This is a genomic window from Pseudomonas extremorientalis (assembly GCF_001870465.1).
Classification (GTDB): Bacteria; Pseudomonadota; Gammaproteobacteria; order Pseudomonadales; family Pseudomonadaceae; genus Aquipseudomonas; species Aquipseudomonas extremorientalis.
Genome location: NZ_MDGK01000023.1, coordinates 1 through 14,634 on the forward strand (window position 1 = coordinate 1; position 14,634 = coordinate 14,634).

Annotated in this window: 11 protein-coding genes and 1 rRNA gene; 7 read left to right on the top strand and 5 right to left on the bottom strand. The window is 59.4% G+C overall.

Annotation, left to right across the window (positions count from 1 at the left end; genetic code table 11):
* Positions 1-124 precede the first annotated feature (124 nt).
* Both rrf and BFN10_RS10255 read left to right on the top strand, forming a co-directional pair.
* Positions 125-240, top strand: a 5S ribosomal RNA gene (gene rrf, locus BFN10_RS10250).
* A gap of 283 nt (positions 241-523) precedes the next feature.
* On the top strand, positions 524-2,404 hold the full coding sequence (locus tag BFN10_RS10255) for a methyl-accepting chemotaxis protein (RefSeq protein ID WP_071489588.1): 1,881 nt from the start codon (positions 524-526) through the stop codon (positions 2,402-2,404).
* Between the two features lie 44 nt (positions 2,405-2,448).
* Here the strand turns inward: BFN10_RS10255 and BFN10_RS10260 are convergent, their stop codons facing one another.
* From BFN10_RS10260 to BFN10_RS10280, 5 genes are all read right to left on the bottom strand, one after another.
* Entirely contained in the window at positions 2,449-2,907 is a 459-nt protein-coding gene (locus BFN10_RS10260; RefSeq protein WP_071489589.1) for an SRPBCC family protein, read from the bottom strand.
* A gap of 18 nt (positions 2,908-2,925) precedes the next feature.
* On the bottom strand, positions 2,926-6,303 hold the full coding sequence (locus BFN10_RS10265) for an amino acid adenylation domain-containing protein (protein WP_071489590.1): 3,378 nt from the start codon (positions 6,301-6,303) through the stop codon (positions 2,926-2,928).
* Positions 6,300-7,247: a diiron oxygenase gene (locus BFN10_RS10270; RefSeq protein ID WP_071489591.1), complete on the bottom strand. Its 948-nt coding sequence runs from the start codon at positions 7,245-7,247 to the stop codon at positions 6,300-6,302. The genes BFN10_RS10265 and BFN10_RS10270 overlap by 4 nt, the downstream gene beginning before the upstream one ends.
* Positions 7,244-8,002, bottom strand: a complete 759-nt coding sequence (locus BFN10_RS10275; protein ID WP_071489592.1) for a DUF3050 domain-containing protein — start codon at positions 8,000-8,002, stop codon at positions 7,244-7,246. The genes BFN10_RS10270 and BFN10_RS10275 overlap by 4 nt, the downstream gene beginning before the upstream one ends.
* Positions 8,003-8,314: 312 nt before the next feature.
* Complete coding sequence (locus BFN10_RS10280) at positions 8,315-9,025, bottom strand: GntR family transcriptional regulator (RefSeq protein WP_071489593.1); 711 nt, start codon at positions 9,023-9,025, stop codon at positions 8,315-8,317.
* 365 nt (positions 9,026-9,390) lie between these two features.
* Here BFN10_RS10280 and BFN10_RS10285 point away from each other — a divergent pair, with 365 nt between their 5' ends.
* The 5 genes from BFN10_RS10285 to BFN10_RS10305 all read left to right on the top strand — a co-directional run bounded on the left by BFN10_RS10285 (position 9,391) and on the right by BFN10_RS10305 (position 14,632).
* A complete protein-coding gene (locus BFN10_RS10285) occupies positions 9,391-10,284 on the top strand; it encodes a TauD/TfdA dioxygenase family protein (RefSeq protein ID WP_071489594.1) in 894 nt (297 codons plus the stop codon).
* Positions 10,285-10,309: 25 nt separating this feature from the next.
* Positions 10,310-11,161, top strand: a complete 852-nt coding sequence (locus BFN10_RS10290) for an ABC transporter ATP-binding protein (protein WP_071489595.1) — start codon at positions 10,310-10,312, stop codon at positions 11,159-11,161.
* 12 nt (positions 11,162-11,173) lie between these two features.
* Positions 11,174-12,022, top strand: a complete 849-nt coding sequence (locus BFN10_RS10295; RefSeq protein ID WP_071489596.1) for an ABC transporter permease — start codon at positions 11,174-11,176, stop codon at positions 12,020-12,022.
* A gap of 51 nt (positions 12,023-12,073) precedes the next feature.
* The gene (locus tag BFN10_RS10300) at positions 12,074-12,994 is read left to right on the top strand and encodes a LysR family transcriptional regulator (protein ID WP_071489597.1); all 921 of its coding nucleotides are present in this window, start codon (positions 12,074-12,076) and stop codon (positions 12,992-12,994) included.
* 102 nt (positions 12,995-13,096) lie between these two features.
* Positions 13,097-14,632 (top strand): MFS transporter, encoded by a 1,536-nt coding sequence (locus tag BFN10_RS10305; RefSeq protein WP_071489612.1) that lies wholly within the window; start codon positions 13,097-13,099, stop codon positions 14,630-14,632.
* Positions 14,633-14,634: the final 2 nt, after the last annotated feature.

Consider the following 14,634-nt stretch of genomic DNA (forward strand, 5'->3'; position numbering starts at 1 on the left):
AGGTCATCGTCAAGATTAAATTCCAGAACCCCTGATTGCTAACGCAGTCAGGGGTTTTGTTTATGTAGAAGTCCATGAATTTCACCGGCACGTTGCTAACCCAACGGTCCGGTACACAGAATTTCTTGACGACCATAGAGCATTGGAACCACCTGATCCCATCCCGAACTCAGCAGTGAAACGATGCATCGCCGATGGTAGTGTGGGGTTTCCCCATGTGAGAGTAGGTCATCGTCAAGATTGAATTCCAAAACCCCTGTCTGCTAGCGCAGACAGGGGTTTTGTCGTTTGGGGCTATAAGTCGGCACAATTTGTAGTTTCCTCACATATGCCTACCGCTGGTCAGTTTCCTGCTTAAAAATCAGAAACGTCTCACAATTTTCTAAGCTTTACCGCGGCTTGGCCGAAAGCCTGACGAGCCATGCGTGCACCGAAATAGAGCGGCCCGAGAAGCTGCCTATACCGTTACATGGAATGTTCCGCTCGGCACGCTCACCCCCCTTTGGCAAAAGAAGTCGATGAAATGAATCTCAAGTTCAGTCATAAAATTCTGCTGGCCGCGTCAGGCGTCGTGGTTCTGGCCTTCGCGTTATTCACCCTCTACAACGACTACCTGCAGCGCAGCACGATCAAGCAGAACCTGGAGTCGTCCATCCAGCAATCCGGTGAACTCACTGCCAGCAGTGTGCAGAACTGGCTTAGTGGCCGAATATTGGTGCTCGAAAGCCTTACGCAAAACGTTGCTCACCAAGGCAGTGGTGCCGACCTTCCTGGCCTGGTTGATCAGCCGGCGTTCACTGATAACTTCCAGTTCACCTATGTTGGCCAAACCAACGGCGTGTTTACCCAACGTCCTGACGCAAAAATGCCCGACGGCTACGATCCCCGTCAGCGCCCTTGGTACAAACAAGCAGTCGCTGCAGATAAACCCATGCTTACGCCACCCTATATGGCAGCGGTGGGTGGGCAGATCGTGACCATTGCCATGCCGGTAAAAAAGAACGGCGAGTTGCTCGGTGTGGTCGGCGGTGACCTGAGTCTGCAGACCCTGGTGAAGATCATCAACTCGGTGGATTTTGGCGGCATTGGTCATGCGTTCCTGGTCAGTGGTGACGGGCAAGTCATCGTCAGTCCCGATCAGGACCAGGTGATGAAAAACCTCAAGGACATCTACCCCGGCACCCAAGTGCGGATTGAGAAGGTCAGTCAGGACGTCGTTCTCAATGGCCAGGACCGAATCTTGTCATTCACCCCTATCAGCGGCTTGCCAGGCGCGGATTGGTATATCGGCCTATCGATTGATAAAGATAAAGCCTACGCACCGCTGGGCAAATTCCGGACATCTGCGTTGATTGCCATGTTGATCGCCGTGGTTGCGATTGCCGTGCTCCTGAGCTTGCTGATTCAAGTCTTGCTGCGACCCCTGACCACTATGGGCGTGGCGATGCAGGATATCGCCCAGGGCGAGGGTGACCTGACCCGTCGTCTGGCGGTCACCAGCAAGGACGAATTTGGCGAAGTCGGCAGTGCGTTCAATCAGTTCGTAGAGCGCATCCATGCTTCGATTTCGGAAGTGTCCTCGGCTACCCGCCAGGTGCATGACTTGTCCCAGCGTGTGATGGCCTCGTCCAATGCCTCAATCGTCGGTTCCGACGAGCAAAGCGCGCGCACTAACAGCGTCGCCGCAGCGATCAATGAACTGGGTGCCGCCACCCAGGAAATCGCGCGCAACGCCGCCGATGCGTCACAACACGCCAGTGGTGCCAGCGAGCAGGCCGACGATGGCCGCAAAGTGGTCGAGCAGACCATCCTTGCCATGTCTGAGTTGTCGCAAAAGATCAGCTTGTCCTGCACCCAGATCGAGACCCTGAACGCCAGCACCGACAACATCGGTCACATCCTTGATGTGATCAAAGGCATCTCCCAGCAAACCAATTTGCTGGCGCTTAACGCTGCCATCGAGGCCGCCCGTGCAGGTGAGGCCGGGCGAGGCTTTGCAGTGGTCGCCGACGAGGTGCGTAACCTGGCTCACCGCACCCAGGAGTCGGCCGAGGAGATCCACAAAATGATCACTTCGCTGCAAGTAGGCTCGCGCGAAGCGGTCACCACCATGAACGCCAGCCAGGCCTCCAGCGAAGAAAGCGTAGAAGTCGCGAACCAGGCTGGTGAGCGCCTGGTAAGTGTGACGCAGCGGATCGTTGAGATCGACGGCATGAACCAGTCCGTCGCCGCAGCTACTGAAGAACAGACGGCCGTGGTGGAGACCCTCAATGTGGACATCAATCAGATCAACTTGCTGAACCAGCAGGGCGTGGCGAATCTCAATGAAACCCTGAAGGATTGCGATGCCCTTTCGCAGCAGGCCAATCGTTTGAAGCAATTGGTCGATAGCTTCAAGATATGACCCGCTGATTCAACGGCGGGGGCGCATCGAGTCGCTCCTGCCGTTTAGCTGAGCATTCGACGGACATTGTCCAGGGCGCTGCTGGCAAAGCCTTGCACAAACTGTTCGAACCCCTCGTTCGCCTCCTCTGTGGGCTCTGCAATAATTGTCCACATCACCTCGGCGCGCTCCGCTTCAATTGCTTCCACTTGGATCGCCGCCCATAGTCTGGCCACACCCAGGGTGTTGTAGATCGTGGTCCAGGTCATGTGCATAGCCTGCTCGTCCCGGCTATTGAGTTGCTCCACTACACAATTGCCATCGCGGAAGAATTTTGTCCGCAAGGCGCCCACGCCTGAGCCCATCATTTCGATATGGCTCAAGTCCGGAATGAACATATCGAAGCCGGCAAATTGCCCCACCATGTCCCACAGGCGAGAGGCGGAGCAGTTGACCACAACGGACGCCACTATCGGCAGGCCACTCGGGTTGCGGATTAACGTATCGGGTTGCAGCAGTTTCATGAGGTTGTCCTGGGGTATTCAAAGAAAGCCGATGGCCTTGAGGTAATTGCAGCCTTTGCTCAACAGTGCCGTGTCCTTTGCGGGGTAGTGTTCACCCATCTGCTGGACACCTAGTCGCGCGTTGTCGTAACGAATCATTGAAGTGTCCCCGATGTCTTCGTCGAGACGGTCGAGGTAAAAACCGAGCACGCCAAACAGTGCGTTGTCCTGGCTTACCGTTCGCAGCGCCTGCTGCCATTGCGCGATGCCCACTCGCTTGAAGCGATGGCCCGCCCGACTGAACGCATCCAGGTAGTGCGCCCAGCTCAACGGTTGTGGGTTATGCAGGTTGAACACACTCCGGCTGGCGTGAAAGCGGGTGCAGTGGAATGCAATGAAGCGAGCCAGAAAGTCCACCGGCATCAGGTCGAAGTTCAGTGCCAGCCGGGGCAGCAGGCCCAGTTGCAGTGACCCCTTGAGCATCAGCATCAGGCGATTTTTTTGCGGCTGGCACGCACCGTTTCGGCTGTTGAAGCTGATATTGCCGGGACGATGGATATTCACCCAGGCACCGCGCGCCACCGCATGCCCCAACTGCCGCTCCGCAACCCATTTGGACAGGTTGTAGCCATTCTTGATGTACAGCGGCAGCGTGGTAGAGGCGGGTGCTTCGAGGACATAGCCCTGCGAGTCGACACTGCTTGAGGCCGACAGTGTCGAGACAAAGTTGAAGACTTTCTTGCGGTGGGTTTCACACAAGCGCAGGCATTCGCGTATGGGGTCAACGTTGTCCCGCGTCAGTGACGCATAGTCCATCACGTGATTGACCCGCGCCGCGTTATGGACCAGCACGCCGAAGTCTCTGGCGAGAGACTCATGCACAGCGTCAGCCAGGCCCAATCGAGGTTGGCTGATATCGGCCGCATATACCTTCACTCGGCTCAGGTCCACATGCTCCAGGCGGTATTCATGTAACGCCTGGATGAGTCGTGACATTGGCGACCGCCCCGGTTCCTCACGTACCAGGCACGCCACCTCGGTTGCACCAGCGGCCAGTAATGCTTCGACGATATGGACACCCACAAAACTGTTGGCTCCGGTCACGATCACTTTGTGCGGATCACCTGCACGGTCCTCGGGCAATGTGTCGAGCACCCACTCCGATTGAGCATCACGAGCGGCCCGGCCGGATCCTGCATCAGGTCGTTCACCGTTCTCCACCAGCGTTGCGAGCGTACGAATCGTCGGCACTTCAATAAAGTGACTCAACACAAAGCTACGGCCGAATTGCTCGCGAACACGCAGCAGCAAGGTCGATAGCAAAATCGAATGCCCGCCGAGATCGAAGAAGCTCTGGTCAATAGACAGATTACCTGCGGGCACTGCCAGCAGCTCGCTCCACAAGCAGGACAACCGAACGTGAAGCGGATTTTTCGCGGCACTGCCGTCCGCTTGCAACGCAGGCCGAATCGGCAGTGCCAGCAATGCCGGCCGGTCGACTTTCCCATTGACGGAGCACGGCAGGTGGGGCAACACCTCCCAGAACCCCGGCTGCATGTAGTCTGGCAGCCATTGCCGTGCATGGTGCTTCAGGGCGGCCACGCTCGCGTCTGGTTCAGGCTGGGCGATGTAGCTGCGGATCCTGCTGTCCCGGTCGATTACTACCGCCACCTGGCGATACAGCCGACTATTGCGCAGGCATTGTTCAATCTCCTGCGGCTCGACCCGAAACCCGCGGATTTTCACTTGGTCATCACGCCGTCCACCCAGCACGATCCCGTCGGCGGTCCATCGTGCAAGGTCGCCACTGCGGTAGGCCCGCAGTGGCTGACCTCCTGGTACTGCCAGTTCCACGAAAGGACTGGCAGACGGTTGCGACGTGCCCACATACCCCAGGCTGACTCCGGGGCCGACGATGTACACCTCACCCATCACCTCTTCATCCACCGGTTGCAGAGTGTCATCGAGGATCAGCACCTGGCTGTTGGCGATGGGGTAGCCGAGGTTGCGGTTGCAGTCACCGGGGTGCAGTGTCCGATGGGTGGCCAGCACCGTGGTCTCCGTGGGCCCGTACAGGTTGTGAAACCGGCACTGCCCTGCCAGGCGTTCGATGACATGGGGTTCGCACACATCGCCGCCGGTCAGCAGGTGCGTCAGGCCCAATGGTTGATCAAGCGGCAGAATGCTCAACAGCGCAGGCGGCAAAAAGGCATGGGTGACGCGTTGCTGGTGGAGCAGATCCAACAGTTGCTCAGGGGCGTGGCGTTGTTCGGCGCTGGGGACGATCAACTCGGCACCCGCTATCAGAGCGGGGAAAATATCGATCAGCGATGAGTCGAAGCTCAATGGTGAGAACTGCAAGACACGGCTCTGGTCATCCAGGTTCATACAGGACCTGAACCAGGCCGTGAAATGCGCCAGGTTTGCCTGGCTGAGCAGCACGCCCTTGGGTTGGCCTGTGGTGCCAGACGTAAAGAGCGTCATGCAGGGCGCATCGGGGTGGGGGCGAGCTGGCATCAACGCAAGCGTGAGGTCGACATGCCTGAGGTCGAGACGGGTGACATCCAGTGCAGTGAAGTGCGCTCGCAAAGGATGTTGACCGGCGTCCAGCAACACATGCGCCCCTGCGGTCTCGAGCATCACTTGATGGCGTGGTGGCGGGTGGTCCGGGCCTAGCGGTAGATACACCGCTCCACAGCCGAGCACCGCAAGGATACTGGCGTACAACTCGATGGATTTTTCCAGGCACACGCCAACCACGGGGGGCGCCTGCGTATTGCCCAGCATGGGGTGTAACTGCTGCTGGATCGTGAGGGCCTGGACGTGCAACTCGCGGTAAGTCACTACGCTACCGGCGATCCTCAGCGCCGGTCGATCAGCGGACCTATGGAGGCTGGCCTGCACGCGTTCAATCAAGGGCACCTGAGCTTCGCGCAGTACTGTGAGGTCTTCGGTGCGGTTGAATCGATGGACAAACGCCAGCGCGTCAAGCGCATCCAAACCCTGCTCTGGCCAGTCATTGGCAACCGCACTCACAGAGAAATATCCAGGGTCCCGTGACAAACGACTGACGTGCAGCGCGACCCATTCCACCAATGCGTGGCTCACTTGGTGGCGTAACCGTTGCCCGTTGCCCGTTGGTTCGTCGGCGATGTCCAGGACTCCCGACAAGCTCCGGCTAGCCCCATAGGCGCGCAACTGCAGCGCGGGCAGTCCGCAGTCGGATACCGGGCCAACGCCCAGGCGCAGGCTCAACGCCGGGGTTGGGTCTGCCGGGTCCCGCAGCGGCTGACGTCCGTCGTCTATCCACAGGTCGACGCCTTCATCGCTCGAGGCATGCCCATGCTGTTCCAGCTCCCGTCTGATGGCGTCCAAGGCGCTGCTGGCACCGGAAAATCCGATTGTCAGGCGCCTCATATCGCGCCCCCAAGCATCGGCAAATAGTCTTTCAACGCGTGCACCACACTCGGTGTCTGCAGCAAACCGCTGTGTTGCAGGAAGCCAAGGATATTGCTCAACAGCGGGTGCCGGCGGGTGATGGGGAAGGTGAGCGCGGCGATTTCATTGCGCAACGCGTTGCGCAGGCTGGCGTCGATGTCGAGGTGTTCGATCAAGTGAAGGTCAAAGTCTTTTTGCAGATCGTTCGTCAGGTACTGAGCCAGGAACGTCGGCAGTACCTTGGCAATACTGTCGCGATCGTCCGCGGTCGCGGCTTGCCAATACATGCGTACGAGTCGCGTCCAGAAGTGCGCGTGGCGGCCTTCATCAAACAGGTGGTCGGCCATCAAGCCACGGATGGAGGCTTTGACACTGCTGTCCTTGGAGAATGCTGCTACATCATGGGTCACCGTGTTTTCGGCGATGGCCACGGCAATCAGTTCTACTGCATCGTGCAGATGGGCTGGCGCCTGGGCTTGTGCTGTCGGCAGTGCGCGGGTCAATTCGATTTGCCTGGGTAGCTCCAACGGCTGTATGCCGGTCAGGGCCACGGTTTGCTGCAGGAAATCCAGTGCGACCAGTGCGTGGTAGTCCTCGTCCACGACGACCGTCATTGCATCAACGCGGCAGGCCAGGGGGAAGGGGATCGAGAAGCGGTTCTTGGCAATGCTGCGCGCAGTCTTGTCGACGATCTCTGTCTCGAATATCACCACGTCGTTGATGAACTTGTAGAAGCTCTGCACCAGCACGAAATCGCGCCATTGCGGGCAGTGTTCAAGAAAAGTCGCACTGAGCACCAACGGTTGGCGGCACAGTGGGTAGATCAGCTTGTCATCGTTTTCCAGCAAACGGCGAGGGCGTGTACGGATGGTTGCGCGGCGCTCCCAGTCGTCGGCGATGGATGGGTAGTCGCCGGTGTTCATGGGCGCACCTCTTGCAACGAGCCCTGAACCTCATCCCAGAACGCGATGCGGTTTTCCATGGCGGTAAGGGCTGCGTCATGGGCCTGTTGCGCGTGCGCCGGGTCTGCGCTGGCGAGCCGTTCGAGCAACTGCTTGGCGGCCGGCCCATGCTCCTGGGCGTCCATCTCAATGTGACGCTTGAGGTAGGCGCACAAGGTAGGCGCCTGGTGGTGGAGGCGTTGATCGGATTGCAGGATGCGCTCGAACATGATCGGGATGACATGCTCGCGTCCGTACAGGAATGTTGCAGCCACACAATGGGTGGGAGCGCTCAGCGCGAGGTTCAAGGTGTCGCTGACAAAGCGCGCCACGCCAGGAAGAACCTCGACTTCCTGTAAGGCAGCATGTGCTTCCAGGCCTTGGCGTTGCAGCGTAATAAAGCGGTTGATAGACGTGGTGCTGGCGCCCACTTCGGCCATGGCCTCCAGATAGAGTTCGAAGTGGCTGCAATAGCCTTGCGCGGGATGTTCGTCCGACTCCTCGCCCAATACGATCTCATTGATCAGACGTGCGGCCAGCGGGTCTGTCGGTGGCAGCCAGGGCAGGCGTGTACAGGTCAGATCCTGTTGCAGGCGTTTGGCGAGGGTCATGAAGTCCCAGACTGCAAATACATGGCTCTCCATGAAAAGTTGTAACTTCCGTAAGGAAGTTATTTCTGAAAATAACGAATGGCTGCATAACTGCAGTTTTGCTGTTTCAAGTAACGGTTGATGCATGGTTGATGCCTATAAGTTGTCGCGTCTGCTGTGTAAACAGCGATGAGTTCTTTATGGTTGGCAGGGGGCAGTCGTTGTTAAACGGCTGCTGGCGTGCAGGGTCGCTAAATATGACGAGTGCCGGGGTTGTTAATAAATATAATAAGCGGGTTAAACAAGTTGGCGAACATACAAATATGTTAGAAGTTTTTCTAAATAATATTTATGTAAGTTGGCGTCTTGGTTGTAAGTGGGAAGTTTCTTCGGGCGAGGCGCTCACCGTCAGTCAGGATGCCCCGCCACAGGGAAGGTCGGGGCAAGAGGGCCGTGTGCCTACTGCGTATCTTTCTTGCCTTGGGCATCCAGACCATTGAGGTACGCTGTGATCACTTCCATGCCTCGCATCAAGTGATTGCGCAGCGTCAGGATGCTTTCCTGGGTTTTCTTCCGCGCCACCAGGTTCAGCAGTTCGCGGTGGTCTTCCTGGGACGTCTCGCCCAGCCCCATGGCCTCAAGGTTATAACGCAGGAAACGCTCCTCTTCGTTCAGCCCATGCTCCACCAATTTGAGTAGCCGCTGGTTCGGGGCTTTGCCATAGAGGGCCATGTGAAACAGTCGATTGAGGCGGCCCATTTCGGCATAGTCTTTTTCCTGCTCCAGAGCACAAATAATGGCGTCCGCCTCGGCAATATCGGCCTCGGTGAGCAAAGGAATCGACAAGCGCAGCGCCTCAGACTCCAGGAGCATCCGCAGTTCATAGGTCTCGGCCGAGTTGTCCTCGATCAAGGGGGCAACCACGGCGCCTTTGTGCGTTACCACATGCAGCAGTGATTGGGCTTCCAGCTGGCGCAAGGCTTCCCTCACCGGCATGCGGCTGACTCCGAACAGGCTCGCCAGTTCCTGTTGACGCATAGCGGTACCGCAGGGCAATCGACCATCCAGGATGGCGTTGCGCAAGGTTTCTTCAATCACGGAACGAGCAAGATGCGCGGGAATAGGACCGCTTATCTTGATGCTGTTCAAAGGGTTCGGCTTCTGCGTCACGGTTACGCTATCCTCCTTTTTCTAATTGGGTGGCTAATTGGATCCAATGCACACTAGAGACTGCCCATGAGCTTGTCAAACGGGCACGGTTTCGGCTTGTAAGCGGTTCAACACCATGCTCTCAGCGCCCACAGCCGGCATTTATGGCGTCTTACGCAACCAGGTTCATTGAGCCTGTTCCAGCAGCCACCAATGGCAAGACCGCCGGCGATGTACTCAACACTTTGCCGTTGCAATTTATTTCCCAGGTGCCAGAGGGATGAGTTCTCACGGTACTTTCCTGCATATGGATATTCATTAACGGTATTTAAATTGAAGTTCTTATATCTATAAAGTCGCTCTCCTGACTGACCGGGAGTGACCTCATGTCCGCCACCTCTACTGTTCCAACAGCGACCGCCACCGCCCAAACCTTCGAGATTCTTCCTTTTTCCGGCAGTGTCGGCGCCGAGATCATCGGCCTGGACCTGTCGCGTCCGGTCAACGATCAGGATTTCACCCGCATCCATCGAGCGCACCTGGACCACCATGTCGTGGTGTTTCGCGACCAACGCATCACCCCCGAACAACAGATTGCCTTCAGTCGCCGCTTCGGTGTGCTGCAGATCCACGTGCTCAAACAGTTCCTGCTGGCCAACCACCCGGAAATCCTGATCGTCTCCAACATCATCGAAAACGGCCAATCCATCGGCCTGGGAGATGCGGGCAAATTCTGGCATTCGGACCTGTCTTACAAAGAGCTGCCGAGCCTGGGCTCGATGCTGCACGCCCAGGAACTGCCGTCTGAAGGTGGCGATACCCTGTTCGCCGACATGCACAAAGCCTGGGACCAGTTACCCGAGCACCTGCGTAAAGCCGTCGAGGGCCGCAGCGCCGCGCATTCCTACACCGCGCGTTACAGCGAAACCAAATTCGAAGGTAACTGGCGCCCCACGCTGACCCCAGAGCAGCTCGCCCAGGTCGCGGAAGTCGTGCACCCCATCGTGCGCACCCACCCGGAAAACGGCCGCAAGGCGCTGTTCGTCAGTGAAGGGTTCACTACCCGCATCGTCGGCCTGCCGGAAGACGAAAGCCGTGACCTGCTGGCCCAGCTCTACGCCCATAGCGTGTTGCCACACAACATCTATCGCCACCAATGGCAGCCCCACGACCTGGTGTTCTGGGACAACCGCTCGCTGATCCACCTGGCCGCCGGCTGCCCAAGCCACCTGCGCCGCAAGCTGTTTCGCACCACCATCCAGGGCGATGCGCCTTTCTGATCCCCTTTGCGCCAAGTGAGATGAAATGAACATGCCCCTGCAAGGCCACGCGGCCAGCACTCTGAACACGGCGCAGCCGCTGCTGGCGGTGGATAACGTCAGCCTGGAATATCGCACGCCCGAGCGGGTGGTGCGGGCCACCCACCAAGTGAGTTTCGAGATCGACCCGGCCGACCGCTACGTGCTGCTCGGCCCGTCAGGCTGTGGCAAATCCACCTTGCTCAAGTCCATCGCCGGGTTTATCAAACCCTGCGAAGGCGAGATCCGCCTGTTGGGGCAAAAGGTCGAGCAACCCGGCCCGGATCGCATCGTGGTGTTCCAGGAGTTCGACCAGTTGCCGCCGTGGAAAACCGTCAAGCAGAACGTGATGTTCCCGCTGTTGGCCTCGAAGACCTTGAAGCGCGCCGAAGCTGAAGAGCGCGCGCTGCACTACCTCGACAAAGTCGGCCTCAGCGCCTTTGCCGATGCCTATCCACATACCCTTTCCGGCGGCATGAAAGCCCGCGTCGCCATCGCCCGCGCCCTGGCCATGCAGCCGAAAATCCTGCTGATGGACGAGCCCTTCGCCGCCCTCGACGCCCTGACCCGACGCAAAATGCAGGAAGAGTTGCTGCTGCTCTGGGAAGAGGTGCGCTTTACCCTGCTGTTCGTCACCCACTCCATCGAAGAAGCGCTGGTGGTGGGCAATCGCATCCTGTTGCTGTCGCCTCATCCCGGGCGCGTACGTGCGGAAGTCCACAGCCATCAATACGACCTGCACAGCCTTGGGGGCGTGGCGTTCCAGGCATCGGCGCGGCGCATTCATCGCCTGCTGTTCGATGAAGCACCCGAGGCCGAACGTGAGTTGGGTTTCGCCGATATCCGCATCGCTTACTGAAGGGTCAACCCAATGCGCGAGGAATTTGAAATCACCCTGGAACCGCTGCTCAGCGTCCCTGTGGAACGCGAGTTGCCCCTGCGACAGCGCCTGTGGCAACAAGGCTGGCTGCGCAAGGGCCTGATCCTGATTGTGCTCGCCATCCTTTGGGAAGCCGTTGCACGCTACCAGGACAACGACCTGCTGTTGCCGAGTTTCTTGCAGACTTTTCATGCGCTTTACGACGGCCTGCTCAGTGGTGAATTGCTCAGCAAAGTCAGCATCTCGCTGGCCGTGCTGATCAAAGGCTACCTGATCGGCATCGTGCTGGCGTTCGCCCTGACCACCCTGGCGGTGTCGACCCAACTGGGACGCGACTTGCTGAGTACCCTGACCTCGATGTTCAACCCGTTGCCGGCGATTGCGTTGCTGCCGCTGGCGCTGCTGTGGTTCGGCCTGGGGCAGAACAGCTTGATTTTTGTGCTGGTGCATTCCGTGTTGTGGGCGCTGGCACTCAATACTTACTCGGGGTTCCTCGGCGTGTCCGAAACCCTGCGCATGGCCGGTCGCAACTATGGCCTCAAGGGCATGCGTTTTGTGCTGTTCATCCTGATCCCGGCGGCGCTGCCGTCGATCCTCGCGGGCCTGAAGATCGGTTGGGCATTTGCCTGGCGCACCCTGATCGCCGCCGAGCTGGTATTCGGTGCCACCAGCGGCAAGGGTGGCCTGGGGTGGTACATCTTCCAGAACCGCAACGAGCTGTACACCGACAAGGTGTTCGCCGGGCTGGCGGTGGTGATCCTGATCGGACTGTTGGTGGAGAACCTGGTGTTCGACACATTCGAGCGCTTGACCGTGAAACGCTGGGGCATGCAACGTTGAATACGCTACGATTGCGTCAAATTCACGCGCCACCGATCACGAGTGCCTGGCATGCAACTACCGGACATGAACCTGCTGGTCGCCCTCGACGCCCTGCTCGACGAGGGCAGCGTGGTCGGCGCCGCGCGCCGCATGAACCTCAGCCCGGCGGCCATGAGCCGCACGCTCACGCGTATCCGCGAAGCCGTGGGCGACCCGATCCTGGTGCGCGCCGGTCGTGGCCTGGTGCCCACGCCCAAGGCCCTGCAGTTGCAAGGCCAGGTGCGCAATGTGGTGGAGCAGGCGGCGCTGCTGTTCCGTTCGGCGGACCAGGTGGACCTGAGTACCTTGCGTCGCCGCTTCAGCGTGCGTGCCAATGACTTTTTCATCGGTGTGTATGGCGGGCGCCTTTTCGACACCATGGAGCGCATGGCCCCCCTGTGCGAACTGTGCTTCGTGCCCGAAGGCGACACCGACGACGAGGCGCTGCGCGAAGGTCGCCTGGATCTGCGGGTGAGCAACACCATGCCCGCCAGCCCTGAAGTGAAGGTGCAGAACCTGTTCTCCACTACCTTCGTCGGCCTGGCGCGGGAGGACCATCCGTTGTTCGATGAGGAAATCACCGCTGCACGTTTCGCCAGCTATTCCCATATCAGCATCTCGCGGCGCGGTATTGCGCGGGGGCCGATCGATACCGCACTGAACGCCCAGGGCCTGGAACGTCGCGTGGCGATGATCGCTCCGGGCTTTCACGGTGCAATGTTCATGCTGCCCGATTCCGATTTGCTGTTGCCGGTGCCCAAGGAAGCGCTGCTGAGCGCCACGCGCCTGAAACTGCCACTGCGCGCCTTCGCCTTGCCGATCTCGTTGCCGACCCTGGTATTGGCCCAGTCCTGGCACCCGCGCTTCGACAAGGACCCCGCCCACAAATGGCTGCGTGAAACCATGCGCGAGAGCTGTCACGCCACATGGCTCGAAGCCCAGCCCGCCTGACAATTGCGTTTGGCGCACTTATATCCTGCCAACAAGTAACTTTTTGTCATGTGTGTGCCTGATTAAACTGCTCGGGTATTGATCATTCCGAGTTACCTGTTCATGACTTCCCTCGCTGCCCCCACCCTTGCGGCCGCAGCCAGACCCACTGCCATGACCCCGCCCGTATTCGGCCCGCGCATCATCATCGGCCTGGTCGGGGTGTTGCTGGCGGTGCTGGTCTCCGGTCTCAACGAGATGGTCACCAAAGTGGCTCTCGCGGATATCCGTGGCGCGCTGTACATCGGGTTTGACGAAGGCACCTGGCTCGTCGCGGCCTACACCGCCACTTCCGTGGCGGCCATGGCCTTTGCGCCTTGGTGTTCGGTAACGTTTTCCCTGCGTCGCTTCACCTTGTATGCCATCGGGTTGTTCACGGTGCTCGGCGTCCTGTGCCCGTTCGCGCCGAACTACGAAAGCCTGCTGGTTTTGCGTACCGTGCAAGGCCTGGCCGGCGGCGCGTTGCCGCCGATGCTGATGACCGTGGCCCTGCGTTTCCTGCCGGCCAACGTCAAGCTGTACGGCCTGGCCGGCTACGCACTCACCGCTACCTTCGGCCCAAGCCTCGGCACACCGCTGGCGGCCCTGTGGACCGAGTACGTGGGCTGGCAGTGGGCGTTCTGGCAAATCGTCGCGCCGTGCCTGCTGGCCATGGCCGCCGTGGCCTATGGCCTGCCGCAAGACCCGCTGCGTCTGGAGCGCTTCAAGCAGTTCAACTGGCGCGGCCTGCTGCTGGGCTTCCCGGCGATTTGCATGCTGGTGATCGGCATTCTGCAAGGCAACCGCCTGGATTGGTTCGAGTCGGGCCTGATCACCTTCCTGCTGTGTGGCGGGGGGGTGTTGCTGGTGCTGTTCATGCTGAACGAATGGTCGCAGCCCATTCCCTTCTTCAAGCTGCAAATGCTCGGCCTGCGCAACCTGGCGTTCGCCCTGATTGTGCTGGCCGGCGTGCTGATGGTGCTGACCTCGGTAATCATCATCCCATCGAGTTTTCTCGCCCAGGTGCAGGGTTACCGTCCACTGCAAACCGCGCCGGTGATGTTGCTGATGGCGATCCCGCAGTTGATCGCGCTGCCGCTGGTGGCGGCGTTGTGCAACTTGCGCTGGGTCGATTGCCGCTGGGTGCTGGGGATCGGCCTGGGCATGCTGGTGCTGTGCTGCGTGGGCAGTGCGCATCTGACGTCAGCGTGGATTCGCGACGACTTCTACGGCTTGTACCTGCTGCAAATCTTCGGGCAACCGATGGCCGTGCTGCCGCTGCTGATGCTCTCCACCGGCAGCATCCAGCCCATGGACGGGCCGTTTGCTTCGGCCTGGTTCAACACCATCAAGGGCCTGGCCGCCGTGATCGCCACCGGCGTGCTCGATACCTTGACCACCCAGCGCCTGCACTTCCACTCGACCATGTTGGTCGATCGTCTGGGCAATTCGCCCCTGGCCGACGGCGATGCGCCGGGCCTGGCGCACCGCCTGCATGAGCAGGCCGTGGTGCTGACTTCTTCGGATTTGTACTACGTCATGGCCGCGGTCGCGGTGGCGTTGATCCTGCTGATTTTCTGGATGCCCACGCGGATTTTTCCGCCGCGCGCACCGACTTGATT